This window comes from Bradyrhizobium sp., from assembly GCF_030654605.1.
GTDB lineage: Bacteria > Pseudomonadota > Alphaproteobacteria > Rhizobiales > Xanthobacteraceae > Bradyrhizobium.
Map to the genome: position 1 here is coordinate 46,239 of NZ_JAURXB010000282.1, position 19,574 is coordinate 65,812.

General features: G+C 64.3%; 13 protein-coding genes and 1 tRNA gene. 6 read left to right on the forward strand and 8 right to left on the reverse strand.

Annotated features, from left to right (window positions below; all coding sequences use genetic code 11):
• Positions 1-105: 105 nt before the first annotated feature.
• Positions 106-765 (reverse strand): glutathione S-transferase family protein, encoded by a 660-nt coding sequence (locus Q7U29_RS26070; protein WP_304746252.1) that lies wholly within the window; start codon positions 763-765, stop codon positions 106-108.
• Positions 766-952: 187 nt separating this feature from the next.
• Here Q7U29_RS26070 and Q7U29_RS26075 point away from each other — a divergent pair, with 187 nt between their 5' ends.
• Positions 953-1,630: a DUF599 domain-containing protein gene (locus tag Q7U29_RS26075; protein ID WP_304746254.1), complete on the forward strand. Its 678-nt coding sequence runs from the start codon at positions 953-955 to the stop codon at positions 1,628-1,630.
• Here the strand turns inward: Q7U29_RS26075 and Q7U29_RS26080 are convergent.
• The 4 genes from Q7U29_RS26080 to mgtE all read right to left on the reverse strand — a co-directional run bounded on the left by Q7U29_RS26080 (position 1,627) and on the right by mgtE (position 5,204).
• Entirely contained in the window at positions 1,627-2,466 is an 840-nt protein-coding gene (locus Q7U29_RS26080; protein WP_304746256.1) for a hypothetical protein, read from the reverse strand. The two genes, Q7U29_RS26075 and Q7U29_RS26080, sit on opposite strands and share 4 nt — an antisense overlap.
• 72 nt (positions 2,467-2,538) lie before the next feature.
• Positions 2,539-3,357 (reverse strand): aldo/keto reductase, encoded by an 819-nt coding sequence (locus Q7U29_RS26085; protein WP_304746257.1) that lies wholly within the window; start codon positions 3,355-3,357, stop codon positions 2,539-2,541.
• A gap of 106 nt (positions 3,358-3,463) precedes the next feature.
• Positions 3,464-3,766, reverse strand: a complete 303-nt coding sequence (locus Q7U29_RS26090; protein ID WP_304746259.1) for a DNA-binding transcriptional regulator — start codon at positions 3,764-3,766, stop codon at positions 3,464-3,466.
• A gap of 76 nt (positions 3,767-3,842) precedes the next feature.
• Positions 3,843-5,204 (reverse strand): magnesium transporter, encoded by a 1,362-nt coding sequence (mgtE, locus tag Q7U29_RS26095; protein WP_304746272.1) that lies wholly within the window; start codon positions 5,202-5,204, stop codon positions 3,843-3,845.
• Between mgtE and Q7U29_RS26100 the strand changes: the two genes are divergently transcribed.
• From Q7U29_RS26100 to Q7U29_RS26110, 3 genes are all read left to right on the forward strand, one after another.
• Positions 5,097-5,351: a hypothetical protein gene (locus Q7U29_RS26100; RefSeq protein WP_304746276.1), complete on the forward strand. Its 255-nt coding sequence runs from the start codon at positions 5,097-5,099 to the stop codon at positions 5,349-5,351. The two genes, mgtE and Q7U29_RS26100, sit on opposite strands and share 108 nt — an antisense overlap.
• 31 nt (positions 5,352-5,382) lie before the next feature.
• Positions 5,383-6,165, forward strand: a complete 783-nt coding sequence (locus tag Q7U29_RS26105) for a polysaccharide deacetylase family protein (protein ID WP_370691833.1) — start codon at positions 5,383-5,385, stop codon at positions 6,163-6,165.
• 171 nt (positions 6,166-6,336) lie between these two features.
• Entirely contained in the window at positions 6,337-7,638 is a 1,302-nt protein-coding gene (locus tag Q7U29_RS26110) for a polysaccharide deacetylase family protein (protein ID WP_370691834.1), read from the forward strand.
• 4 nt (positions 7,639-7,642) lie between these two features.
• Here Q7U29_RS26110 and Q7U29_RS26115 read toward each other — a convergent pair whose 3' ends face one another.
• Positions 7,643-8,014, reverse strand: coding sequence for a hypothetical protein (locus Q7U29_RS26115; RefSeq protein ID WP_304746262.1), 372 nt, complete (start codon positions 8,012-8,014; stop codon positions 7,643-7,645).
• A 491-nt stretch (positions 8,015-8,505) separates the two neighbouring features.
• On the opposite strand from Q7U29_RS26115, the gene Q7U29_RS26120 reads away from it, so the two are divergent.
• Entirely contained in the window at positions 8,506-18,090 is a 9,585-nt protein-coding gene (locus Q7U29_RS26120; RefSeq protein ID WP_304746264.1) for a VCBS domain-containing protein, read from the forward strand.
• A gap of 123 nt (positions 18,091-18,213) precedes the next feature.
• Here the strand turns inward: Q7U29_RS26120 and Q7U29_RS26125 are convergent.
• Positions 18,214-18,298: transfer RNA gene (locus Q7U29_RS26125), tRNA-Leu, on the reverse strand.
• Positions 18,299-18,469: 171 nt separating this feature from the next.
• Positions 18,470-18,712: a FliM/FliN family flagellar motor switch protein gene (locus Q7U29_RS26130; protein WP_029584764.1), complete on the reverse strand. Its 243-nt coding sequence runs from the start codon at positions 18,710-18,712 to the stop codon at positions 18,470-18,472.
• Between the two features lie 67 nt (positions 18,713-18,779).
• Here Q7U29_RS26130 and lipB point away from each other — a divergent pair, with 67 nt between their 5' ends.
• Positions 18,780-19,505: a lipoyl(octanoyl) transferase LipB gene (gene lipB, locus Q7U29_RS26135; RefSeq protein WP_304746266.1), complete on the forward strand. Its 726-nt coding sequence runs from the start codon at positions 18,780-18,782 to the stop codon at positions 19,503-19,505.
• Positions 19,506-19,574: the final 69 nt, after the last annotated feature.

Here is a 19,574-nt window from a genome sequence, read left to right on the forward strand (position 1 = left end):
TGGACTAATCTGCGCGACTGCCTGCCGAAGCCGCTATGGTACGGTCCCGACCGCGCCCGGGAACCTGCCATCCCGGCGGGCGCACCAGTTTCGAAACCCGGAACTTCACACCGTCTCGAATTTCTCGATCACGAGGGTTTCGGCGAGGCCTGCGCGGGTCCATTCCGCGAAGGCAGGCAATGCCATCATCGTCTCCATATAGGCCGCCGCCTGCGGCGCCACCGGGATCGCATAGGTGCGAAACCGGTGCACGACAGGCGCAAACATCGCGTCCGCGGCGCCGAAGGCCCCGAACAGAAACGGCCCTGACGTTGCCCGGCGTTCGCGGCATTCGATCCAGATCTCCTCAATCCGCGCGACATTGGCGCGGGCGTCGGCCGACAGTTCGACGGCGCGGACCGGACGATGCAGGTTCATGCCGCATTCGTTGCGCAGCGCCATGAAACCCGAATGCATCTCCGCCGAAATCGAGCGGGCATGCGCGCGGCGCGCGCGATCTTCGGGCCACAGCCTGGCTTCCGGAAACCGTTCGGCCAGATATTCGATGATCGCCAGCGAATCCCAGATCGTGATGTCGCCGTCGATTAGCGCCGGCACCTTGCCGGAACGCGAGAAACTCAGGAGCCGGTCCTTGTCGGCCGCATCGTTGGTATAGAGCGGAATGAAAATCTCTTCGAACGGGATATTGCTCGCGCGTAGCGCCAGCCAGGGCCGCATCGACCACGAGGAATAGTTCTTGTTGCCGATCACCAGTTTCAAAGCCATCTCGAAGCAATCCTGTTGTTGGCAGGTCTTGTTGGCAAGTCTTGTTGGCAGGTCTTGTTGGCAGGTCTTATTGAGACGTCACCTTGCCACAGCGCTCGGCGACGGTTCAACCGGCCGATCCGCCATCGTGCTGGTTGCCGCGATGGATCATGCGTGGCAGCCTTCGCAGCCATCCGGGGGATGAGACATGGCTGCTTATTGGGTCGATATTCTGGCTGTCGGCTTCTTCGTCCTGGAATGGACGGTGTATGCCCTCACGCTGGAGCACACCGCCTACGGACGCGACAGCCTGTCGGCCCGCATGAATGTCTACCGCGAGGTCTGGGTCCGGCGCATGCTCGACCGCGAGGCCCGCATGGTCGACATGCAGATCATGGGCGCGCTGCAGAACGGTACGGCATTTTTCGCCTCCACCAGCCTGATCGCGGTCGGCGGCGCGCTGGCGCTGCTGCGGGCGACCAACGAGGCGCTGGCCGTGCTCGGGGCCTTGCCGATCGACCTCACGCCCTCGCCGGCGCTGTGGGAGATCAAATGCGTCGGGCTGATCCTGATTTTCGTCTACGCGTTTTTCAAATTCGCCTGGTCGTACCGGTTGTTCAACTATGTCTCGATCCTGCTCGGCGCGATGCCGCCGGTGGAGCAACGCGACACGGCGGAAGCGGAAGCCCACGTGATCCGCACCACGAGACTGTTCGAGGCCGCGGGCCGGCATTTCAACCGCGGCCAGCGCGCGTTCTTCTTTGCACTCGGCTATCTCGGCTGGTTCGTCAGCCCCTGGGTGCTGTTCTTCACCACCGCGGCGGTGGTGATCGTCACCTGGCGCCGGCAATTCGCCTCCAACGCGTGGCGGGCGATGGGGAGCTAGCCCGCGAAATCCTGCGGCGTGAAGCTGAGGTCGAGCACCTTCCATTCGCCGTACCGGTCCGCCGGCAACATCGCGTAGGGCTGGCAGGCTTGCAATGCGGCCATTGCCGCTTGCATCAGGGCCGGCCCCTTGGGCGACGCGCTGGCCTCGATCAGGACCGGCTCGGCCGCGAGCCTGGCTTCGAGGTCCATGAAAACCCGCAACTTGATCTTGAGCCTGTCAGACGGCGCGATCGATGGCGGCAATTTCAAACATGTCCTGAGATGACGCCGAAATTCCGCAACGAGGCCGGACGCGATGTCCGCCGATGTCGACGCGGGACCATCGAAGGGTTCGCCGGGCCGGTCGCCTGATCTCGCGGGCGGCAGATCCGGGGACATGGCCGGGGGCAGCCCAAGCATCACATTGTACTTGATGGACAGATCAGGCTGGGGAGCAGCGTAGGCGGGCAGCGGCGGCGTCGATGGTGGCTGCGCCGACGGCGGCTGCGTCGCCGCCGTTTTCTGGCCCGCGGGCGGTGGCGGTGCCTTTTGTGCCGCCGCCCGCGAGGCTGGCGCCGGCGCTGGTGCGGATGCGTGTGCTGGCGCCGGTGCGGGTGAACTCGAAGGCGGGAGTGGCGCGGGAAGATCGAAGGTCGGCTTGATCTCCGGCGCCATGGCGGGCTCCGGCTTCTTCTCCGCGACTTCTTCCGGCGTCACGATATTGACCGCCACGGTATCGGCGGTCGCCGAACCGAACGGATGCACCTCGCTGAACAGCAGCACCAGGATCAGCACCGACAGATGCGCAATCGCCGATGCGGCAATGCCCGCGCGTATGGCCTGACCTGGTTCCACCTGATTGGATCAACCTGCCGATTAGCCCAAGCGAACGTCTCGCGCGCCAGAATAGCGATTGCCGCAACCGCCTCAATCCCATTTCGGCGCGAAGGCGTAATCGGTCAGCCGGCCCTGGGCGCTGCCCATTGCGGAGATCTCGCCCATTTCCTCTTCGGACAGCACGAAGTCGAAGATATCGATGTTTTCCGACAGACGCTCGATTTTCGAGGTCCGCGGGATCGCGGCGACATTCTGCTGCACCAGCCAGCGCAGACAAATCTGCGCAACGGTCTTGCCATGCGCCTGCCCGATCCTGGTCAGGGTCTCGTCGCCCCTGATGCGGCCCCTGGCAACCGGACTATAGGCGACGACGGCCATGCCGTGACGCGCGCAGGCGTCCTTCACCTTGGTCTGATCGAGATAGGGATGATATTCGACCTGATTGCAGACCAGGGGCTCCGGGCATGCGGCAACGGCCTCGTCGATCAAGGCGACGGTGAAGTTCGATACGCCGATATGCCTGGCCATGCCGAGCTTCTTGACATGCGCCAGCGCGCCCAGCGTCTCCGACAGCGGCACCTGCGGATTGGGCCAGTGCAGCAGCAACAGGTCGACCTCGAAAAGCCGCAGCTTCGTCAGGCTCTCCTTGGTGGACCGTTCCAGATCGTTCGGACCGAAATGGGTGGTCCAGACCTTGGTGGTCACGAACACGTCGTCGCGCCGGACCCTGGACGCGCGCAGGCCCTCGCCGACCTCGCGCTCGTTCTCATAGACCTGCGCGGTGTCGATATGGCGATAACCGAGCCGCAGCGCCTGCTCGACCAGACGCGCGCAGCCTCGCCCGCGCAGTTCCCAGGTGCCGAGCCCGATCGCGGGGATGCTGGCGCCGTTGGCTTCGAAAAATTGCATCGCGTTTACTCAAGCCAATCGAAGCCCATTATGTTCCGTGTGGAGCGCGCTGCCAACATCGACGCGGCGGGTTCCGGTTGGGACGGGCGTTCGAACCAGATCTTGGTTAGGCCCGGGCTAAGGCGGCAAACACAGTCTCCGGCGCGTGGGCGATGACGGCGAGCAGCGCCCTCGCCGGTCCGCGCGGCATCCGCTTGCCCTGCTCCCAGTTTCGGATGGTCTCGACCGGCACGCCCAGCCGGGCGGCGAATTCAAGCTGCGTCAGCCGCGCGCGCCGTCGCAGGTCGCGTACCGCCGGAGGTGCTGCCGCCTCAGCCGGCGCGGCGGGCGTTGCCGGTACGAGCGGAAACTCCTGCCCGTCCCGCAGTTCGACGATCCGTCCGTCCGCCTTCAACCGCAAGCGCTGCATGTCCGACTCCAGGCCGGCAAGTGTCGGCGATGCGCGTTAAACCTTGATTAACGATAATGCACCGGCTGGGACCGGCTTATTTCAGCCCGAACCACAGCGTGGCGATGCCGAGAAACGAGAAGAACCCGACCACGTCGGTGATGGTGGTGACGAAGGTGCCCGACGCCACCGCCGGATCGGCCCGCACCCGCTCCAGCACCATCGGAATCAGAATGCCGCCGAGTGCGCCGGCAATCAGGTTGCACAGCATGGCAAGGCCGATCACGACGCCAAGCCCCGGCATCTTGAACCACGCCACCGCGGCAACACCGGTAATCACGGCAAAGGCGAGGCCGTTGACGAGACCGACCAGGCCCTCGCGCAGGACCACGCGGTGGGCGTTGTGGGACCCGAGTTCGCGGGTCGCCAGCGCGCGCACCGCCACCGTCATGGTCTGGGTCGCGGCATTGCCGCCCTGGCTGGCGACGATCGGCGCCAGCACCGCCAGCGCCACCATCTGTTCGAGCTGGCCCTCGAACAGGCCGAGCACCGAAGACGCCAGAAAGGCGGTGGCGAGATTGACCAGCAACCAGTTGAAGCGGCCCTTGGCGATGGTCCAGACATTGTCGGACAATTCTTCGCCCGAGGTGACGCCACCCAGCGCCTTCAGGTCCTCGTCGGCCTCTTCCTCGATCACGTCGACCACGTCGTCGATGGTGATGACGCCGACCAGCCGGTTCCCGGTATCGACGACGGGCGCCGCCACCAGATTGTACTTGCCGAACAGCCGCGCCACTTCCTCCTGATCGTCCATGACAGAAACGCGGCGGCGGTCTTCGTCGATCAGGTCGGCCAGCGGCACCGGGCGGCGCGAGCGCAGAAGTGCGTCCAGCGACACCGCGCCCTGCCAGTGCTGCGCGCCGTCGACCGCGTAGATTTCATAGAACCGGTCGGGCAGATCGGGCGTATCGCGCATGTAGTCTATCGCCTGCCCCACGGTCCAGTCCGGCGGCACCGCGATGAACTCGGTCTGCATGCGCCGGCCGGCGGAATTTTCCGGATAATCCAGGCTGCGCTCGAGCGCGTCGCGCTCCGACGGCGGCAGTTTTTCGAGGATCTCTTCCTGGTCCTTCTCGTCGAGGCCTTCGAGCAATTCGACGGCGTCGTCGGATTCCAGTTCGCGAACGCCCTCCGCCACCGTCTCCGGTTCGAGTTCCTCGAGGATTTCCTCGCGGACGGAGTCGTCGACCTCGTTGAGCGCCGAGAAATCGAAATCGGCGCCGGTCAACTCGACAAGGCTGACGCGGTCATCGGGTTCGAGCGCCTCGATCAGGTCGCCGAGGTCGGCTTCATGCAGTTCGCCGACGATGGCGCGCAAAAAAGCGGCATCATCGGCTTGAACCGCGCGCGTTATTTCCCCGACAAACTCATGACGAATCCCGCCATTCTCGTCGCGCATCGGGTGACGGTCGAGCAGCGACGCATCGGCGGCCTTCGCAACGTCCGTAGCTTCGGCCATAGCGCGCCTCGCCGTTTGACAGGGTTGATGAACTTGTCTGAGTTTTCGCTTGACGCATTAGCCAATCGGCAACACCTAGCGCAATGACAAATCCGCCCGGACGCCAATGACTTTGGAAGTGATCAAATTGCTCCGAACCGCCCTCGTCGCTTCGGTCGCGTGGACCGCGGCGGCGCAGGCGGCGGACTGTCCGCGCGCCGGAGCGCTCGGAACTTCACGCATTCTTGGCGTCGATCCCGCCGCCACGCCGCGCGTGGGCCTGAAGAGCTTTCCGCAGACCCTGCCGCTTGGAGATCACGAGGTCGTGCTGACCTTCGACGACGGCCCGTGGCCGGCCACGACATCGCGGGTGCTGGCGGCGCTGGCGCAGGAATGCGTGCGCGCGACGTTCTTCCTGATCGGCCGGAACGCATCGGCGCATCCGGCGCTGGTTCGGCGGATGGCCGCCGAAGGCCATACCATCGGCCATCACAGCTTTGCGCATCCCAACCTCAAATACCTGAAGCCGGCGGCCGCAGAGGCCGAGATCGACAAGGGCATTGCTGCGGACGAATTGGCGCTTCACGGGGTCGCAACCACGACCCCGGGCACGCCGTTTTTCCGGTTTCCCTACTTTGAAAGCACGCCTCACCTGCTCGATCGGCTGCAGTCCCGGGGCATTGCGGTTTTCGGCGCCGACCTGTGGGCCAGCGACTGGGAGCCCAAGACCCCTCAGGCACAATTGAAGCTGCTGACCGACCGGCTCAAGCTTGCCGGCAAGGGCATCATCCTGCTGCACGATCCCAAGGCGCAGACCGCGGCCATGCTGCCGGCCTTCCTGCGCTACCTCAGGGATAATCACTATCGTGTGGTCCATCTGGCGCCGGCGCCGCGCGGCGCCGGCATAGCCCGCGTCCCCTAGACTGGCATCATCTGCGAAAGTCGGGCAATTAAGGCAATTAAGGCAATTAAGCCCCCGTTCACGGCGTGGCGGTAATTATTCGGGTAAATGGGAATACGGTGTTGCATGACTGGTAATGTATTGTTTGGAGTCCGGCGCCGGATCGCCGTTGGCCTGGGGCTATTCGGCGTCATGACCGCACCGGTAGCGCTGGCTGCCGGTTGTCCCGGCCATCCCGATGCGCTCGGCACCTCCAGAACCCTGGTGGTCGACCCCCGCGAGCATCCCCGCATCGGCGCCATGCAATATGCCGAAACGCTGCCGCTGGCGGATGGCGAGGTGGTGCTGACCTTCGATGACGGGCCGCTGCCGAAGTACAGCAACCGGATTCTGGAAATCCTGGCCTCCCAATGCGTGAAGGCGACCTTCTTCCTGGTCGGCCGCCAGGCCCAGGCCAATCCGGAAGGCGTGCGCAAGGTGCGCGACGCCGGCCACACCGTCGCCACCCACAGCCAGAATCATCCAAGCGGAATGCACCATTTGCCTGCCGAACGCGTCCAGCAGGAAATCGACCAGGGCATCGCGTCGGTGACCGCGGCGCTGGGCGACGGCAGCGCGCCGGCCCCGTTCTTTCGCGTGCCCGGCCTCGCACGCTCCGAAGCGATCGAGCAACATGCCGCCTCGAAGGGCGCCCAGGTCTGGAGCGCCGATTTTCCGGCTGACGACTGGCGCCCCGTGTCCTCCGCACGAGTCTACGAACTCGCGATGCAACGGCTGGAAGCCAAGGGCAAAGGCATCCTGCTGCTGCACGATATCCAGGCCCGGACGGTCGCTGCCTTGCCGAAAATCCTGCAGGAGATGAAGGCGCGTGGCTACCGCATCGTCCATGTGGTGCCGGCCACGACCGAACTGGCCGCGACATCAACCGACCCCCGGCAATGGCGGTCGCGTCCGCTCCCGGAAAACGTGGCGGCCTCGCACTGGCCCAAAATTCCCAATTTCGTCTTTGCCGGGAGCCCGATGCTGCCCGGCCCCTGGCTGTCCGATTCATACTGGAATGACGAATGGCTGACGCCGTCCGATCGCGCCAGGCGAACCACAGGCGCCGCTCCGCTGCCGCAACACGCGCCCTGGCCCCGGCAATTGCCGCGGCCGCTGCTCGATGCCGTCAACGCCCTGCCGGTGCCGGGGCAAAGCGTTTTCGAGTTCAGCGGCCGACCGCGGCTGGCCGCCCGGGCCCTCACCGCGCTGCCCTCGCGGCGAGCGGAAACAGCGGCTTCAGCCGGGCATGCCAGGATCCATGCGAAGCACGGCGCAATGCAGGTGCCGGCGGAAACCAGCGCCTCCCGGCGGGCGGCCGGCGGAAAAGCCCGGATCGCGCGGATCGGACGGGCAAATGCGTCTCACGCAGCCGGCCCCGCCGGCAGGCATGCGGCGCAGCCCGCACGGCGAGCGCTGAAGCGTTTGGTCCAGGTCAAGAAAAGAAGCGTTTGACGGCTCAGGTTACGATCTTGGCGATGCACAGCAGCACGACCATGGCGAGAAAGAACAGGTCGATATAGGACTTGATCTCGCCGTCGCGGCGGAGTGTCGCCACCTCGCTGACGACGTGCCTGCGCGCGGCGGCGGCTCCAGCCTCCCCGGCCACCCCGGCGAGGCGGCGCGCCTCGATTTCGAGCCGCTCGATCTTCTGGAAGAAGCCGAACGAACGCAGCGCCGAGGCCGCGCGCATCGAGGCATAGACCAACACCAGAAACGCCAGGGTGGCGCGATGCTGATACTGCAAATCCTTGAAATTCAGGCTGTAATAGACCAGCGCCAGGAACGCGAAATTGGAGACCACCCGGTAGATGTAACCCAGAATTTTCATGCGTATCTCCGATCGATGGTCAGCCAGGCGCTTGAGCGAACGCGATGCGAGGACGACCGCCCGCGGCTGGTGTCGCTGGCCTGACTCGCGTTGCTGTCGGTGTACGCTGACCTTGTTACTGCGGGGTAACGGATATGCCGTTCGGCGCCGGTTGTGGGCGCCGACTCACCGGATTTGCGGCGTATACTTACATTTATCTTGCAGACTTCGCCGCCGCGGTCCTCCTGCACGATATTGGCGGATCCGGCCGGCGTCACGCCGGCGGCGGCCGGCATTCATTATGCTTGATGCTTGGCTCCGCTCCGCTTTTCTCACCGCTCGCGACTTTTGCGAGCATTCCGGGCGCAACACCATAGACATGGGGTAAATTCCGGCGTGCTTACCGCATTACCGCCTCTTTTTTGGTAATGTTAACATTGCATTACGTGTGCTAGAATACTCCTTTGCTGCGATATTGACGGCATGATCTTATTAACCTTTGCGATGGCCATTTGAATTACGTCGAAAAATTCGATTCAGGATTGTTCAGCGGCCTGGGTGCGTTCTCCGGGGCGGGCGAGTCCTATTCCGTCGATGTCCATCCTCGAAGCAATACCCTCGGGCCGGACACGATTGTCGTTCCGGACGCCCATCTGCTGTTTTCCGGCGACTACAAGCGCTCGGGCCTGGATCTGGTGCTGTCGAAAGACGGCCAGGAATTCGTGGCGCGCGAGTACTTCCGCGGCGAGAACCGGGCCACCCTGGCCTCCCCCGATGGTGCAAACCTGTCCGGCAAGACCGTCGAGGCGCTCGCCGGTCAGGTCGACTACGCGCAGGCCGGCGGCAATATCGCGCCGGAAAAGGTCATCGGCCAGGTCACCAAGCTCACCGGCAGCGCGACCGCTACTCGCAACGGCGTTTCCATCAGCCTGAACGTGGGCGACAACGTCCACAAGGGCGACGTCGTCCAGGCCGGATCCGATTCCGCGCTGGGCATCACCTTCATCGACGGCACCGTGTTCGGTCTCTCCTCCAATGCGAGGATGGTGCTGAACGAGATGATCTATAACCCGGCCGGATCGAATAACGCCTCGTTGCTGACGCTGGTGCAGGGCACCATCTCGTTCGTCGCCGGTGCCACCGCGAAAAGCGGCGACATGAAGGTCGACACGCCGACCGCCACCATGGGCATTCGCGGCACCGCGGTCCTGGTGGAAATCGACTTCGACATCCCCCAGCCGGGCGCGGCACCCCCGGTGTCGTTCCGGATTCTGGTCGAGCCGAACGGCACGTCGGGCGAATACGTCCTGCTCGACAAGCTGACGTTGCTGCCGATCGCGACGGTGAATCAGCCGGGCACGCAAACCATCGTCAACGGCCAGGGCGTCGTCACCTTCATCGCGTCGGCCCAGATTCCGGCCAATGCGCAACAGCTGATCAACGAGATCTTCTCGCTCAAATTCACCGACGCCAATCCGAAATTCATCGGCATTCCTCCGGTCGATTCGATCACGCCGCAGACGTTCGTGGTCAGGCTGCCCGACGGCACGCCGATCGACCAGCTTCCGATCATTCGCATCTCTCTGGTATATGAAACGCCGGCAGCACCACCTCCCAACGGCGGCAACACGCGATTTCATCTCAACATTCCGCCGGACCTCGTCGCTTCCAGCAACCATTTCACCGAACGGTTGCTGACATCAGGCAATGCCGCGCTGGACACGGTGTCGGGCACCATTCGCTTCGCCGACATCAATCCCGAAGACCTTCCGACGGTGACGGCCCAGTTCGATTCGTATGTCTATCGGAACGCACAGCAGGACATCATCCTCACGTCGTCGCTGACGCTGGAACAGCTGGCGGCGATCGAGGCGGTCGAGGTCCCGCTCGCGGTGGTCGCGGACCCCGGCAACACCAATATCGGCGGAGCCACCTGGACCTACCGCGTCGCCGACCACGCGCTCGATTTCCTCGCCGAAGGCGAGACGCTGACCCTGACCTACATGGCGCGGGTCGATACCAATTACAGCGAATACAACACGGTCGTCTTCAAGCCGTTCAAGATCACGATCACCGGCACCAATGACCTGCCGACGGCGGCCGCGACGGGTTCAGCCATTATCGAACTGTTCGGAACCGGCAACCCGACGATCGATCATGCCGAGGGTGTGATTACGTTTGCCGACGTCGACCTGACCGACCGGCCGACCGTTACCGCGCCATTCGCGAATTATGTTTACACTGCGGCCAACGGCTCGCCGCTGGCGCTGACGACAGCGCAGCAGAACGCGCTCGCGGCGGTGCTGACCCTGACGCCGGCGGCGAGCAACACCAACAACGGTTCGGTGGCGTGGTCGTACGACGTCGCCGACGCCAATTTCGACTTCATCGCCGCCGGCGAAACGCTGGTCCTGAACTACACCGCCATCGTCGATGACGGCCATGGCGGCGTCGTCAGCGTGCCGCTGACGCTGACGGTGACCGTCCACGGCACCAACGATATCCCGACCATCACCGCCACCAGCGGCGGCTTTGTCGAACTCGTCGGCGCCACCGGCAATACCACGCCGCCCGATCATGCCGGCGGCACCATCACCTTTACCGATGTCGATCTGACGGATCGTCCGACCGTCAGTTCGCATTTCACTTCGTACACCTACCAGAATCCCGCGCATACCGACGTCACTTCGGCGCTGACGGCGCTGCAGTTGGCTGCGATCGCAGCGGTTCATCCTTCGCTGCTGCTGACGCCCGCCGGTGCCAATGCCAATAATGGTTCGGTGACATGGTCCTACGACCTGCCGGACAACAGCTTTGATTTTCTCGCCGCCGACGAAATCCTGACGCTACTCTATACTGCGACCGTCAATGATGCCCATGGCGGCGTCGTTTCCACGCCGATCACGGTCACCATCACCGGCAGCAACGATGCGCCTGATATCGTGGCCGACACCAGCGGCACATCAGGCACCAACGTCCATGACCTGACCGAGTCCGACAGCGCGCTCACCAGTTCGGGTTCGCTCGCGGTCAGCGACGCCGACATCACCAACACCGTCGCCACCTCGGTCGTAGCCCTCAGCGTCGGCGGCAGCGGCAATGGCAGCCGTCCCGCAGGACTGACCGATGCGGTGCTGCAGGCGATGCTGAGCGTCGATCTCGGCAACGTGATCGACAATGCCCATACCGACGGCACCATCCACTGGAGTTTCGACTCCGACACGCAGGCCTTCGACTTCCTGGCCACGGGCGAGACGCTCGAACTGACCTACACCATCCGCGCCACCGACAGCGATGCCAGCCACGCCACCGACGACCAGGTCGTGGTCGTCACCATCACCGGCACCAACGACATACCGATCATCGCCGGCGTCGCCACCGGCGACGTCGCAGAAGACCTGGCGGTCGACAATTCAAGCCATATTGTCACCACCGGCCAACTCACCATCGCCGACGCCGATGCCGGCCAATCGACCTTCGCTGCACAGACCAGCACCTCCGCCACCTACGGCATCTTCTCGCTCGCCGAAGATGGCACCTGGACCTACACCGCCGACAACACCCAATCCGCGATCCAGCAGCTCGGCGCCAACGGCACCCTCACCGACAGCTTCACCGCTGTCTCTTCTGATGGCACCGCAAGTCAGCTCGTCACCGTCACCATCGCCGGCACCAACGACGCGCCGGTTATCACCTCGGCCGCGCAGGCAGGTTCGGTCACCGAAGCGGTCAACAATTCCGCCGACGAAATCAACAACGTCACGCACCAGGCGACCGGCGCGCTGGCTTTCGGCGATGTCGACCTCGCCGACATCCACAACGTCTCGGTCGCCGGCAACGCCACGGCCGGCTACCGGGGGACCCTGTCCGCCGGCATCGCCGACGCTTCGACCGGCGACGGCGCCGGCTCGATCGGCTGGACCTTCGCGGTGGCCGACGGCGCGCTCGACGATCTCGCGGCAACCGATGTGCTGACCCAGACCTACACCGTCACCGTCGATGACGGTCACGGCGGCACCTCATCGCAGACGGTTACCATCACCATCAACGGCGCGGCGGACAATCAGGCGCCGGTGGTCTCAGCCGCGGTGACGCTTGCGGCGATCGCCGAGGACAGCGCCGCGCGGCTGATCACGCAGGCCGAGCTGCTGGCCAATACGACCGATCCCGACGGCCCGAGCCTGACCGCGACCGGTCTCGCGATCACTGCCGGCAACGGCACGCTGGTCGATAATCTCAACGGCACCTGGAGCTATACGCCGGCGCTGAACGACGACACCGATGTGTCGTTCTCCTACGCCGTGACCGACGGCGTCGCGGCGCCGGTCGCGACCTCGGCGACGCTCGACATCGCGCCGGTGGCGGATGCGCCGACACTGAGCGGGACTTTTGATAGCCTGACCTCGGGCTTGTCATACATTGATAGCGCAGGAGCAATTTCCCCCAGGATAGCGGCTCTGGCCGAGGGTGGATTTGTAACGGTATGGTCGCGCAGCAATGGCGCGGGCGGTTACGATCTCTTCGCGCGCTTCCTTGATGCTGACGGTCAGCCGGTCAACACCACAGTTGCCATTGCTACTGACAGCTCCGGTTTTACGGATGCGGATGCGAAAGTCGAAGCGCTCGCCGGTGGCGGATTTGTCGTCGTTTGGCGATCCGATCGCGGCGATAGCGACATCTATGCGCGGGTCTTCGATGCCGCCGGCAACAGTGTCGGTGGAGAGGTTCCCGTCAACCTAGGAAACAGCGTTTACGATCTGGTTCCGCAGGTCACGGCGCTGACCGGGGGGGGCTTCGCGGTAACCTGGCATTCCACCAGTCACAGCGACAGCAGCACCGATAACGACATTTACGCCCGCGTTTTCTCGCCGACTGGCTCGCCAGTAACTGCCGGCGAGATTGTCGTCAGCAACAATAACCCCTGGTACGACAGCGGTCCGCAGATATCCCAGCTGAGCAATGGCGGCTTTGTCGTCACCTGGTATGCGGATCGCGCCGACGACGGCAGTCTCGACGGCAACATTTACGCTCGCGTCTACAATGCGGCCGGCACTGCAGTGACCGCTGAAATCACCGTGAGCCCGGAAAATACGATCTACGATTATCTGCCGGAGGTGACGGTTCTGACGGGCGGTCGTTTCGCGATCACCTGGTCGGGCAATAATGGCGAGCTTTATGCCCGCGTCTACGAAGCAAACGGCGGAGCTGTCAGCTCGTTGACGGTCGTCAATCCCGTTGACGCGATCACCGACAATAGTCCGAAAATTGCCGCGCTCGCCGGCGGCGGCTTTGCTGTTTCGTGGTATGCGGCGCGCACCGCGGCGGGTGGGTCAGACGCAGATCAGAACGTGTTTGTGCGCCTGTTTGACGTGAACGGACTGCCGGTCGGTGGCCCGATCCAGGTCAATCTCGATAATTCCGAGTCGGACACGGAGCCGCAGATAGTGGCGTTGCCCAACGGCGGGTTCGCGGTGAGTTGGACCGTGCTCAGTGGTTCGGATGAATTGGCGCAGATCCGCTTTTTCAATGGGCAGGGCGTTCCGTCCGGCATTCCGGTTTCACTCGGATCGGCTGAATTCCAGTCCCCGGCGAACGGCAGTGACATCCGCAATTTCGATTTGGCAGTCGATTCCACGAACGCTGTCGCGGCGGGCGCTGAAGTGTATGATAGTTCCTATGGATCGACCGGAATCGCGACGGCAATCGCGCGGCCAGCGGCTGTCGCGAATGGCGACGAAGATACCGCGATCGTGCTGCCGGCCGTCACTGCGGCCCTGACCGACCTCGACGGTTCTGAAACACTGGCGCTTGCCGTGTCTGCCATCCCGGCCGGTGCGACACTGGCCGACGGTGCAGGTGGCCACAGTTTCACCGCGTCGAGCGGCAACACCACCGTGAACATCACCGGCTGGACACTGTCCACCCTCGCGATCACGCCGCCGCTCAACTACAATGGCGACTTGACGCTCACGGTGACCGCCACCGGGATCGAAACCGCCAACGGCGACACCGAATCAACCGTCAAGACCATCGATATCCACGTCAATCCGGTCAACGACGCGCCGGTGATCACGTCGAACGGCGGCGGCGCCACCGCATCGGCGTCGGTCGCGGAGAACTCCACTGTAGTGACCACGGTGACGCCGACCGACGTCGACGGTGACACTCCGAGCTATTCGGTCCTGACCGGCGCGGGCTCGCCGGATGCCGCAAAATTCACGATCGATGAGAGTACCGGCGCGCTCAACTTCATCACCGCGCCGGATTTCGAGACGCCCGGCAGCGTGGCCGGCAGCAACGTCTATACGGTCCAGGTGCAGGCCTCCGACGGTTCGGGCGGGACCGACGTCCAGACCATCACCGTCAACGTCACCAATGTCGCCGAGGGCCCTACTTACGTTGTCACCTCCACAGCCGACTCAACAGCCGACGGCACGCTACGCAGCGCGATCACCTTCGCCAACGCGCATGCCGAGACGGTCATCACCTTCAGCAGCGCGATAGCCAATTCCACCATCATGCTGACGAGCGAGCTTCCGCTTGTCACCGGCAATGGCACCGTGATCGACGGCGGCAGCAACCACATCACCGTCAGCGGCAACGATCTCTATCGCGGCTTCTACGTCGGCGACGCCACGAACAATGTTTCGGCTACGATCCAGAATCTCACGATCGCCCACGCCATGGCGAAGGGCGATGACGGCGCCAATGGCGGCGGCGGCAGCGCCGGGCTCGGCGGCGCGCTGTTCGTCAGCTCCCACGCGTCGCTCACCATCAGCAACCTGGATGTGCAGTCCAACCAGGCCGTCGGCGGTGCCGGCTCGGGCCTCGGAGGAATGAGCACCGGCGCTGGAACCTTCGGTAGCGGCGGGATCGCTGGCGGCGCTGGCGGTTTCGGCGGCGGCGGAGGTGCGCTCGGCGGTGCTGGCGGGTTCGGGGGCGGCAACGGGACCGGCGATGCGGTTTCCCCGACCGGCACGCCGAATACCGGTAGCAGCGCCTGGACACAGATCGCCTACATGGCGCCTGACGGGAACCAGTTTAACGGCAATGGCAACCTGCAGCCGACCTACAGCTATGGGACGGCGAATTCGACGACCAGCGATTGGGAAACGACGTTCACGACCTACACGGGTCAGCAGATCCTTTTCATCACCGGTGACGGCCAGTACTGGGGCATCACCGACTATCAGACGCTACGGACGATCATCGACAGTTACACCTCCAGCTTTGGCCCGAACATCACGTTCAGTGCCGGCCTCAATGGCGTGGCGACGACGACCCAGGGCGATGTCCTGTCGCGGAACTCGGCGCCCGAGGATCCCTGGATCGTTTTGAATGGTTCCCATGGGGATGGCGTCAGCGCCGGTCTGGTGCTGTGGGGCGAAAATGCGTATGGGGCCGGCGGTGGCTACACGGCGCTCGCTTCCAGCCACGGCGGCGTGAATGTTTTCGTCACCGTGCAGCCGTCGACGGCACCGGTTGGCGGCGGCGGCGCGGGCATGGGTGGCGGTATCTTCGTCCAGGACGGCGGCAACCTGAACGTTACCGGCAACCTCAGCGTCAATGGCAACAGCATCGCTGGGGCTAGCGGCGGCAATGCCGGCAGCGCATTCGGCGCCGGCCTGTTCCTGCAGGGCGCGTCCGGCACCATCACCTTCCAGCCCGGCATTGGCCAGACCCAAACCATCGCCGACGCAATCGCCGACCAGTCGGGCTCCGGCGGCACCGCCGGCAATGCGGGGGTCTACGCGCTCACACTCAACGGCGCCGGCACGCTGGTGCTGGCGGGCAGCAATACCTACACCGGCGCCACTACGATCGTGGCCGGCACGCTCCAGGTCGACGGCTCGATCGCCAATTCCGCGGTCACCGTACAGACCGGCGGCGTACTGGACGGCAACGGCATCACCGGCGCGGTTGTCGTGCAGAGCGGCGCGACGCTGGCGGCGGGCACCGGCGCGGGCATACTCAGCACGGGCAATCTCTCGCTCCAGGCAGGCGCGACGTTCGCGGCCGAAATCGGCGGCGCTACCGCCGGCACCTATGATCAGGTCTACGTCACCGGCACGGTGGCGCTGAACGGCGCCACGCTCTCGGCCTCGCTGATCAACTCATTTGCGCCGACCGGCGGCAGCTTCACGATCCTCAACAATGACGGCGTCGATGCAGTCAGCGGCACCTTCGCCGGATTGGCGGAAGGCGCTACGTTCGCGCTTGGCAGTCAGAATTACCGCATCAGCTATGTCGGCGGCACCGGCAATGATGTCACGGTGTCTGTCGATAATACCATTCAGCTGGTCAGCCAAACCTTCCTCGGCGGTTCGGGCGACCAGGGCGCGTCCGACGTCTCCTATGCCAATGGCCACCTTTACCTGGCCTACAATTCGCTGCCGGAAACCCAGACCACGTCCGACAATTCCACGATAGTGAGTTTCACGACGGCGGCCGACGCCGCCCCGACGCAGGATTTCTCTCAACTCTGGACCTACGGCTTCTTCAACGGCGTCGCCGCCGACGGCAGCCATATCTATGCGGTCGGCGCCAGCCATCCCGGCGACGGGCTGACGACAGACGGCATCGGCGGCGCCGAAGTCAAGACGATGCTGGCAACCTTCAATGCCAATGGCAGCGTGGGCAACAATCCGGCGCCAGCGACCGGCTACTCCACGACTCATTTCTTTGGCTACACCGGGGTCGAGATTTATCAGGACGTTCTCGCCTCAACACAGGGCGGCATCACTTATCTCTATGCCGTCGGCTTCGGACAGCCGTCCAGTTATGGCGCTTATGTCATCGCCCGCTACGACAGTAGCGGCACGATGGTGGACGCCGCGGCCGACCCGCTCCCCGTGCCCGGCTTCTCGATTGCCCGCGACGTGGTCGAGTTCAACGGCCAGATCTGGGCGGTCGGTTATACCGAACATTCCGGCGATCCCGTCGGAAGGGCGGCGGTTTGGGCCGCAAACTACAATCTGACCTCGATCGCGACTTACAAGGACACTGTCGAAACGGCCGCCGGAAACTTCGAAGGCGCCGCGGTGATCGGCAGCAACCTCTATGCGGTCGGCAATGTCACCAGCAGCGGCAACGACTACCTTGTGGCAAAATATAACACCGACGGCTCGGTGGCCTGGAGCCATTCGTTTGGCGGCACCGGCGCCGACTACCTGAACAGCGCGGTCGCGCTCAACGGCCATCTCTATGTCGTCGGCTCCACCACGGACGCCTCCGGCAATACCGACGGCGTGCTGATGGAAATCAGCACGGTCGACGGCAGCGTCATCTCGACCACCAGCTATGGCGGCGCGCTGTACGATTCCTTCAACTCGATTACCACAGACGGTCAGTACCTCTACATCGCCGGCGAATCAAAGAGTTTTGCCGGCGGCGGCAACGTTGCCGGTCAAGGCGACGCGATCCTGCTGACCTACGATGTCGGTGGCGGTCCGGTGATTAACACGGATCAGTTCCAGGTCGCAGCCAGCGGCGCGAACACGCCGACCACAGTCACCGGTCTTCTGGTCACGGATTCCGACGCGGGAGAAACCCTGACGCTGTCGGCGACGGCGGCGCAGGCCACCGCATTCGGCAGCACCATCACGCCCTCTTCGGGGTCCGGCGATCTGTCCGAAATCAACACCGCCATCGGCAGCGTCGTCTACGAACCCGGCGCGACGCCGCCAGACACCGACATGATCACGTTCACCGTCACAGGCGCGAGCGGGTCGGATACCGTCCATTTCGTCTTCAATCAGGCGGGCAACGGCCCCGGCATCACGCTGCAGGGCACCAGCGGCAAGGACGTCATCTTTGGGACGGAAGGCAACGATACATTGACCGGCGGCGGCGGCCAGGACCAGTTCGTCTTCTCGGACACGTCGTCTGGCTCCGTGCAGCATACCATCGCGGATTTCGAAACTCCGCTCCACCGGATCGACCTCCGGCAATTCAGTGCCATCCACGCGCTGACGGACGTCACCATGGCCCAGCAGGGCAGCGACACGCTGGTCACGATCGACAACAACGACACGGTCCTGCTGCAGAACGTGCAAGCCGCGAACCTCCACGCCAGCAACTTCCTTTTCCACGTGTAGCGCCAGAGGCGAGCCTTACACAGGACAGTGACACCGCCAGTTCACCCGCGCCTGGAACGTTCTCAGCCGCCACAAACTTCGCGGTCGGTGCAGCCACCTGCGCCATCGAGGCAGGCGAGGTCGTGGTGCGCTCGGAGGGACTCGAACCCCCACGATTTTACTCACTGCCACCTCAAGGCAGCGCGTCTACCAATTCCGCCACGAGCGCTAGTTTCAGTTCGGCACAGAATCCGGCCGAACCCGGTCCAGGACCGGATCAACGGCGCGGATGTAACAAATCAAGGGTGGGGGGACAAGGCCTGCCGGCGCTTCATTCAGTCCCGCCGAAAGCTGTGGAAAGACAGGGGAATTCCGGCCCGGAAGGCTGGATAGAGGCGGCCTAGCGGGTGCCCGGCGATTTCGGCAGCATCTGCTTGACCTCGACCGCGATGCGGTTGCGATCGACCAGCACCACGCCGCTGGCGATCGGCAGGTTGTTGGCGAGGATCTTGACCTCGTCCGCCTCGGTGGCGTCCAGTTCGATGATGGCGCCGCGGCTGAGGCGCATGACCTGATGGATGGGCATCGTGGTGGTGCCGAGGACCACCATGAGGTCGACGCTGACTTTATCGAGGGTTGGCACTGGGGACCCGGACTGACTGACGACTGCAAAATTGCGTAATTCGAGATCACCACGTTATGGTTAGCCAATGGTTAATGACCGCGAAAACCTCGATTTGACGGCGTTTGCCGGCCCTGCCGGCGGCGCGGTGGAGTGGCTGATCGCGGACGCCCCGGTGCCCTATCCGGAGGCCGTTGCGGCCATGGAGGCGCGGGTCGCGGCCATTGCCGCCCATCAGGCGCCCGAACAGGTCTGGCTGCTGGAGCACCCCCCGCTCTACACCTCCGGCACCAGCGGCCGCGATGCCGACCTGCTCGATCCCAGGTTTCCGCTGTTCGCCACCGGGCGCGGCGGCCAGCTCACCTATCACGGCCCCGGCCAGCGCGTGGCCTATGTAATGCTCGACCTGAAGCGACGGCAGCCCGACGTGCGGGCCTATGTGGCGGGTCTCGAGCAATGGATCATCCGGACGCTCGCGGCCTTCAACGTGCGCGGCGAGCGCCGCGAGGATCGCGTGGGCGTCTGGGTCAGGCGCCCGGACAAGGGCGCCGGCCATGAGGACAAGATCGCCGCCATCGGCGTCCGGTTGCGGCGCTGGGTCTCGTTCCACGGCATTTCGATCAACGTGGAACCCGATCTGACGCACTTCGATTCCATCGTGCCCTGCGGGGTGGTCGACCCCCGCTATGGCGTCACCAGCCTCGCCGATCTCGGCCTACCCGTCACCACCGCCGACGTCGATATCGCGCTCCGGCAGGCGTTTGGCGAGGTGTTTGGGTCAGCCAAAACCCGCCTGCCGGAAGCGACGGTGTAGAGGCGCGCCCTTTCTTCTCCCCTCCTCCCGCGCGCGTCGCGCGCAGTGGGGAGGGGTCGGGGGTGGGGG

Coding starts and splice junctions, on each gene's coding strand:
- Q7U29_RS26070 (WP_304746252.1), bottom strand. CDS start 765: ATGGCTTTGAAACTGGTGATCGGCAACAAGAACTATTCCTCGTGGTCG.
- Q7U29_RS26075 (WP_304746254.1), top strand. CDS start 953: ATGGCTGCTTATTGGGTCGATATTCTGGCTGTCGGCTTCTTCGTCCTG.
- Q7U29_RS26085 (WP_304746257.1), bottom strand. CDS start 3,357: ATGCAATTTTTCGAAGCCAACGGCGCCAGCATCCCCGCGATCGGGCTC.
- Q7U29_RS26090 (WP_304746259.1), bottom strand. CDS start 3,766: ATGCAGCGCTTGCGGTTGAAGGCGGACGGACGGATCGTCGAACTGCGG.
- Q7U29_RS26100 (WP_304746276.1), top strand. CDS start 5,097: ATGCAGTTCGCCGACGATGGCGCGCAAAAAAGCGGCATCATCGGCTTG.
- mgtE (WP_304746272.1), bottom strand. CDS start 5,204: ATGCGCGACGAGAATGGCGGGATTCGTCATGAGTTTGTCGGGGAAATA.
- Q7U29_RS26110 (WP_370691834.1), top strand. CDS start 6,337: ATGACCGCACCGGTAGCGCTGGCTGCCGGTTGTCCCGGCCATCCCGAT.
- Q7U29_RS26115 (WP_304746262.1), bottom strand. CDS start 8,014: ATGAAAATTCTGGGTTACATCTACCGGGTGGTCTCCAATTTCGCGTTC.
- lipB (WP_304746266.1), top strand. CDS start 18,780: ATGGTTAATGACCGCGAAAACCTCGATTTGACGGCGTTTGCCGGCCCT.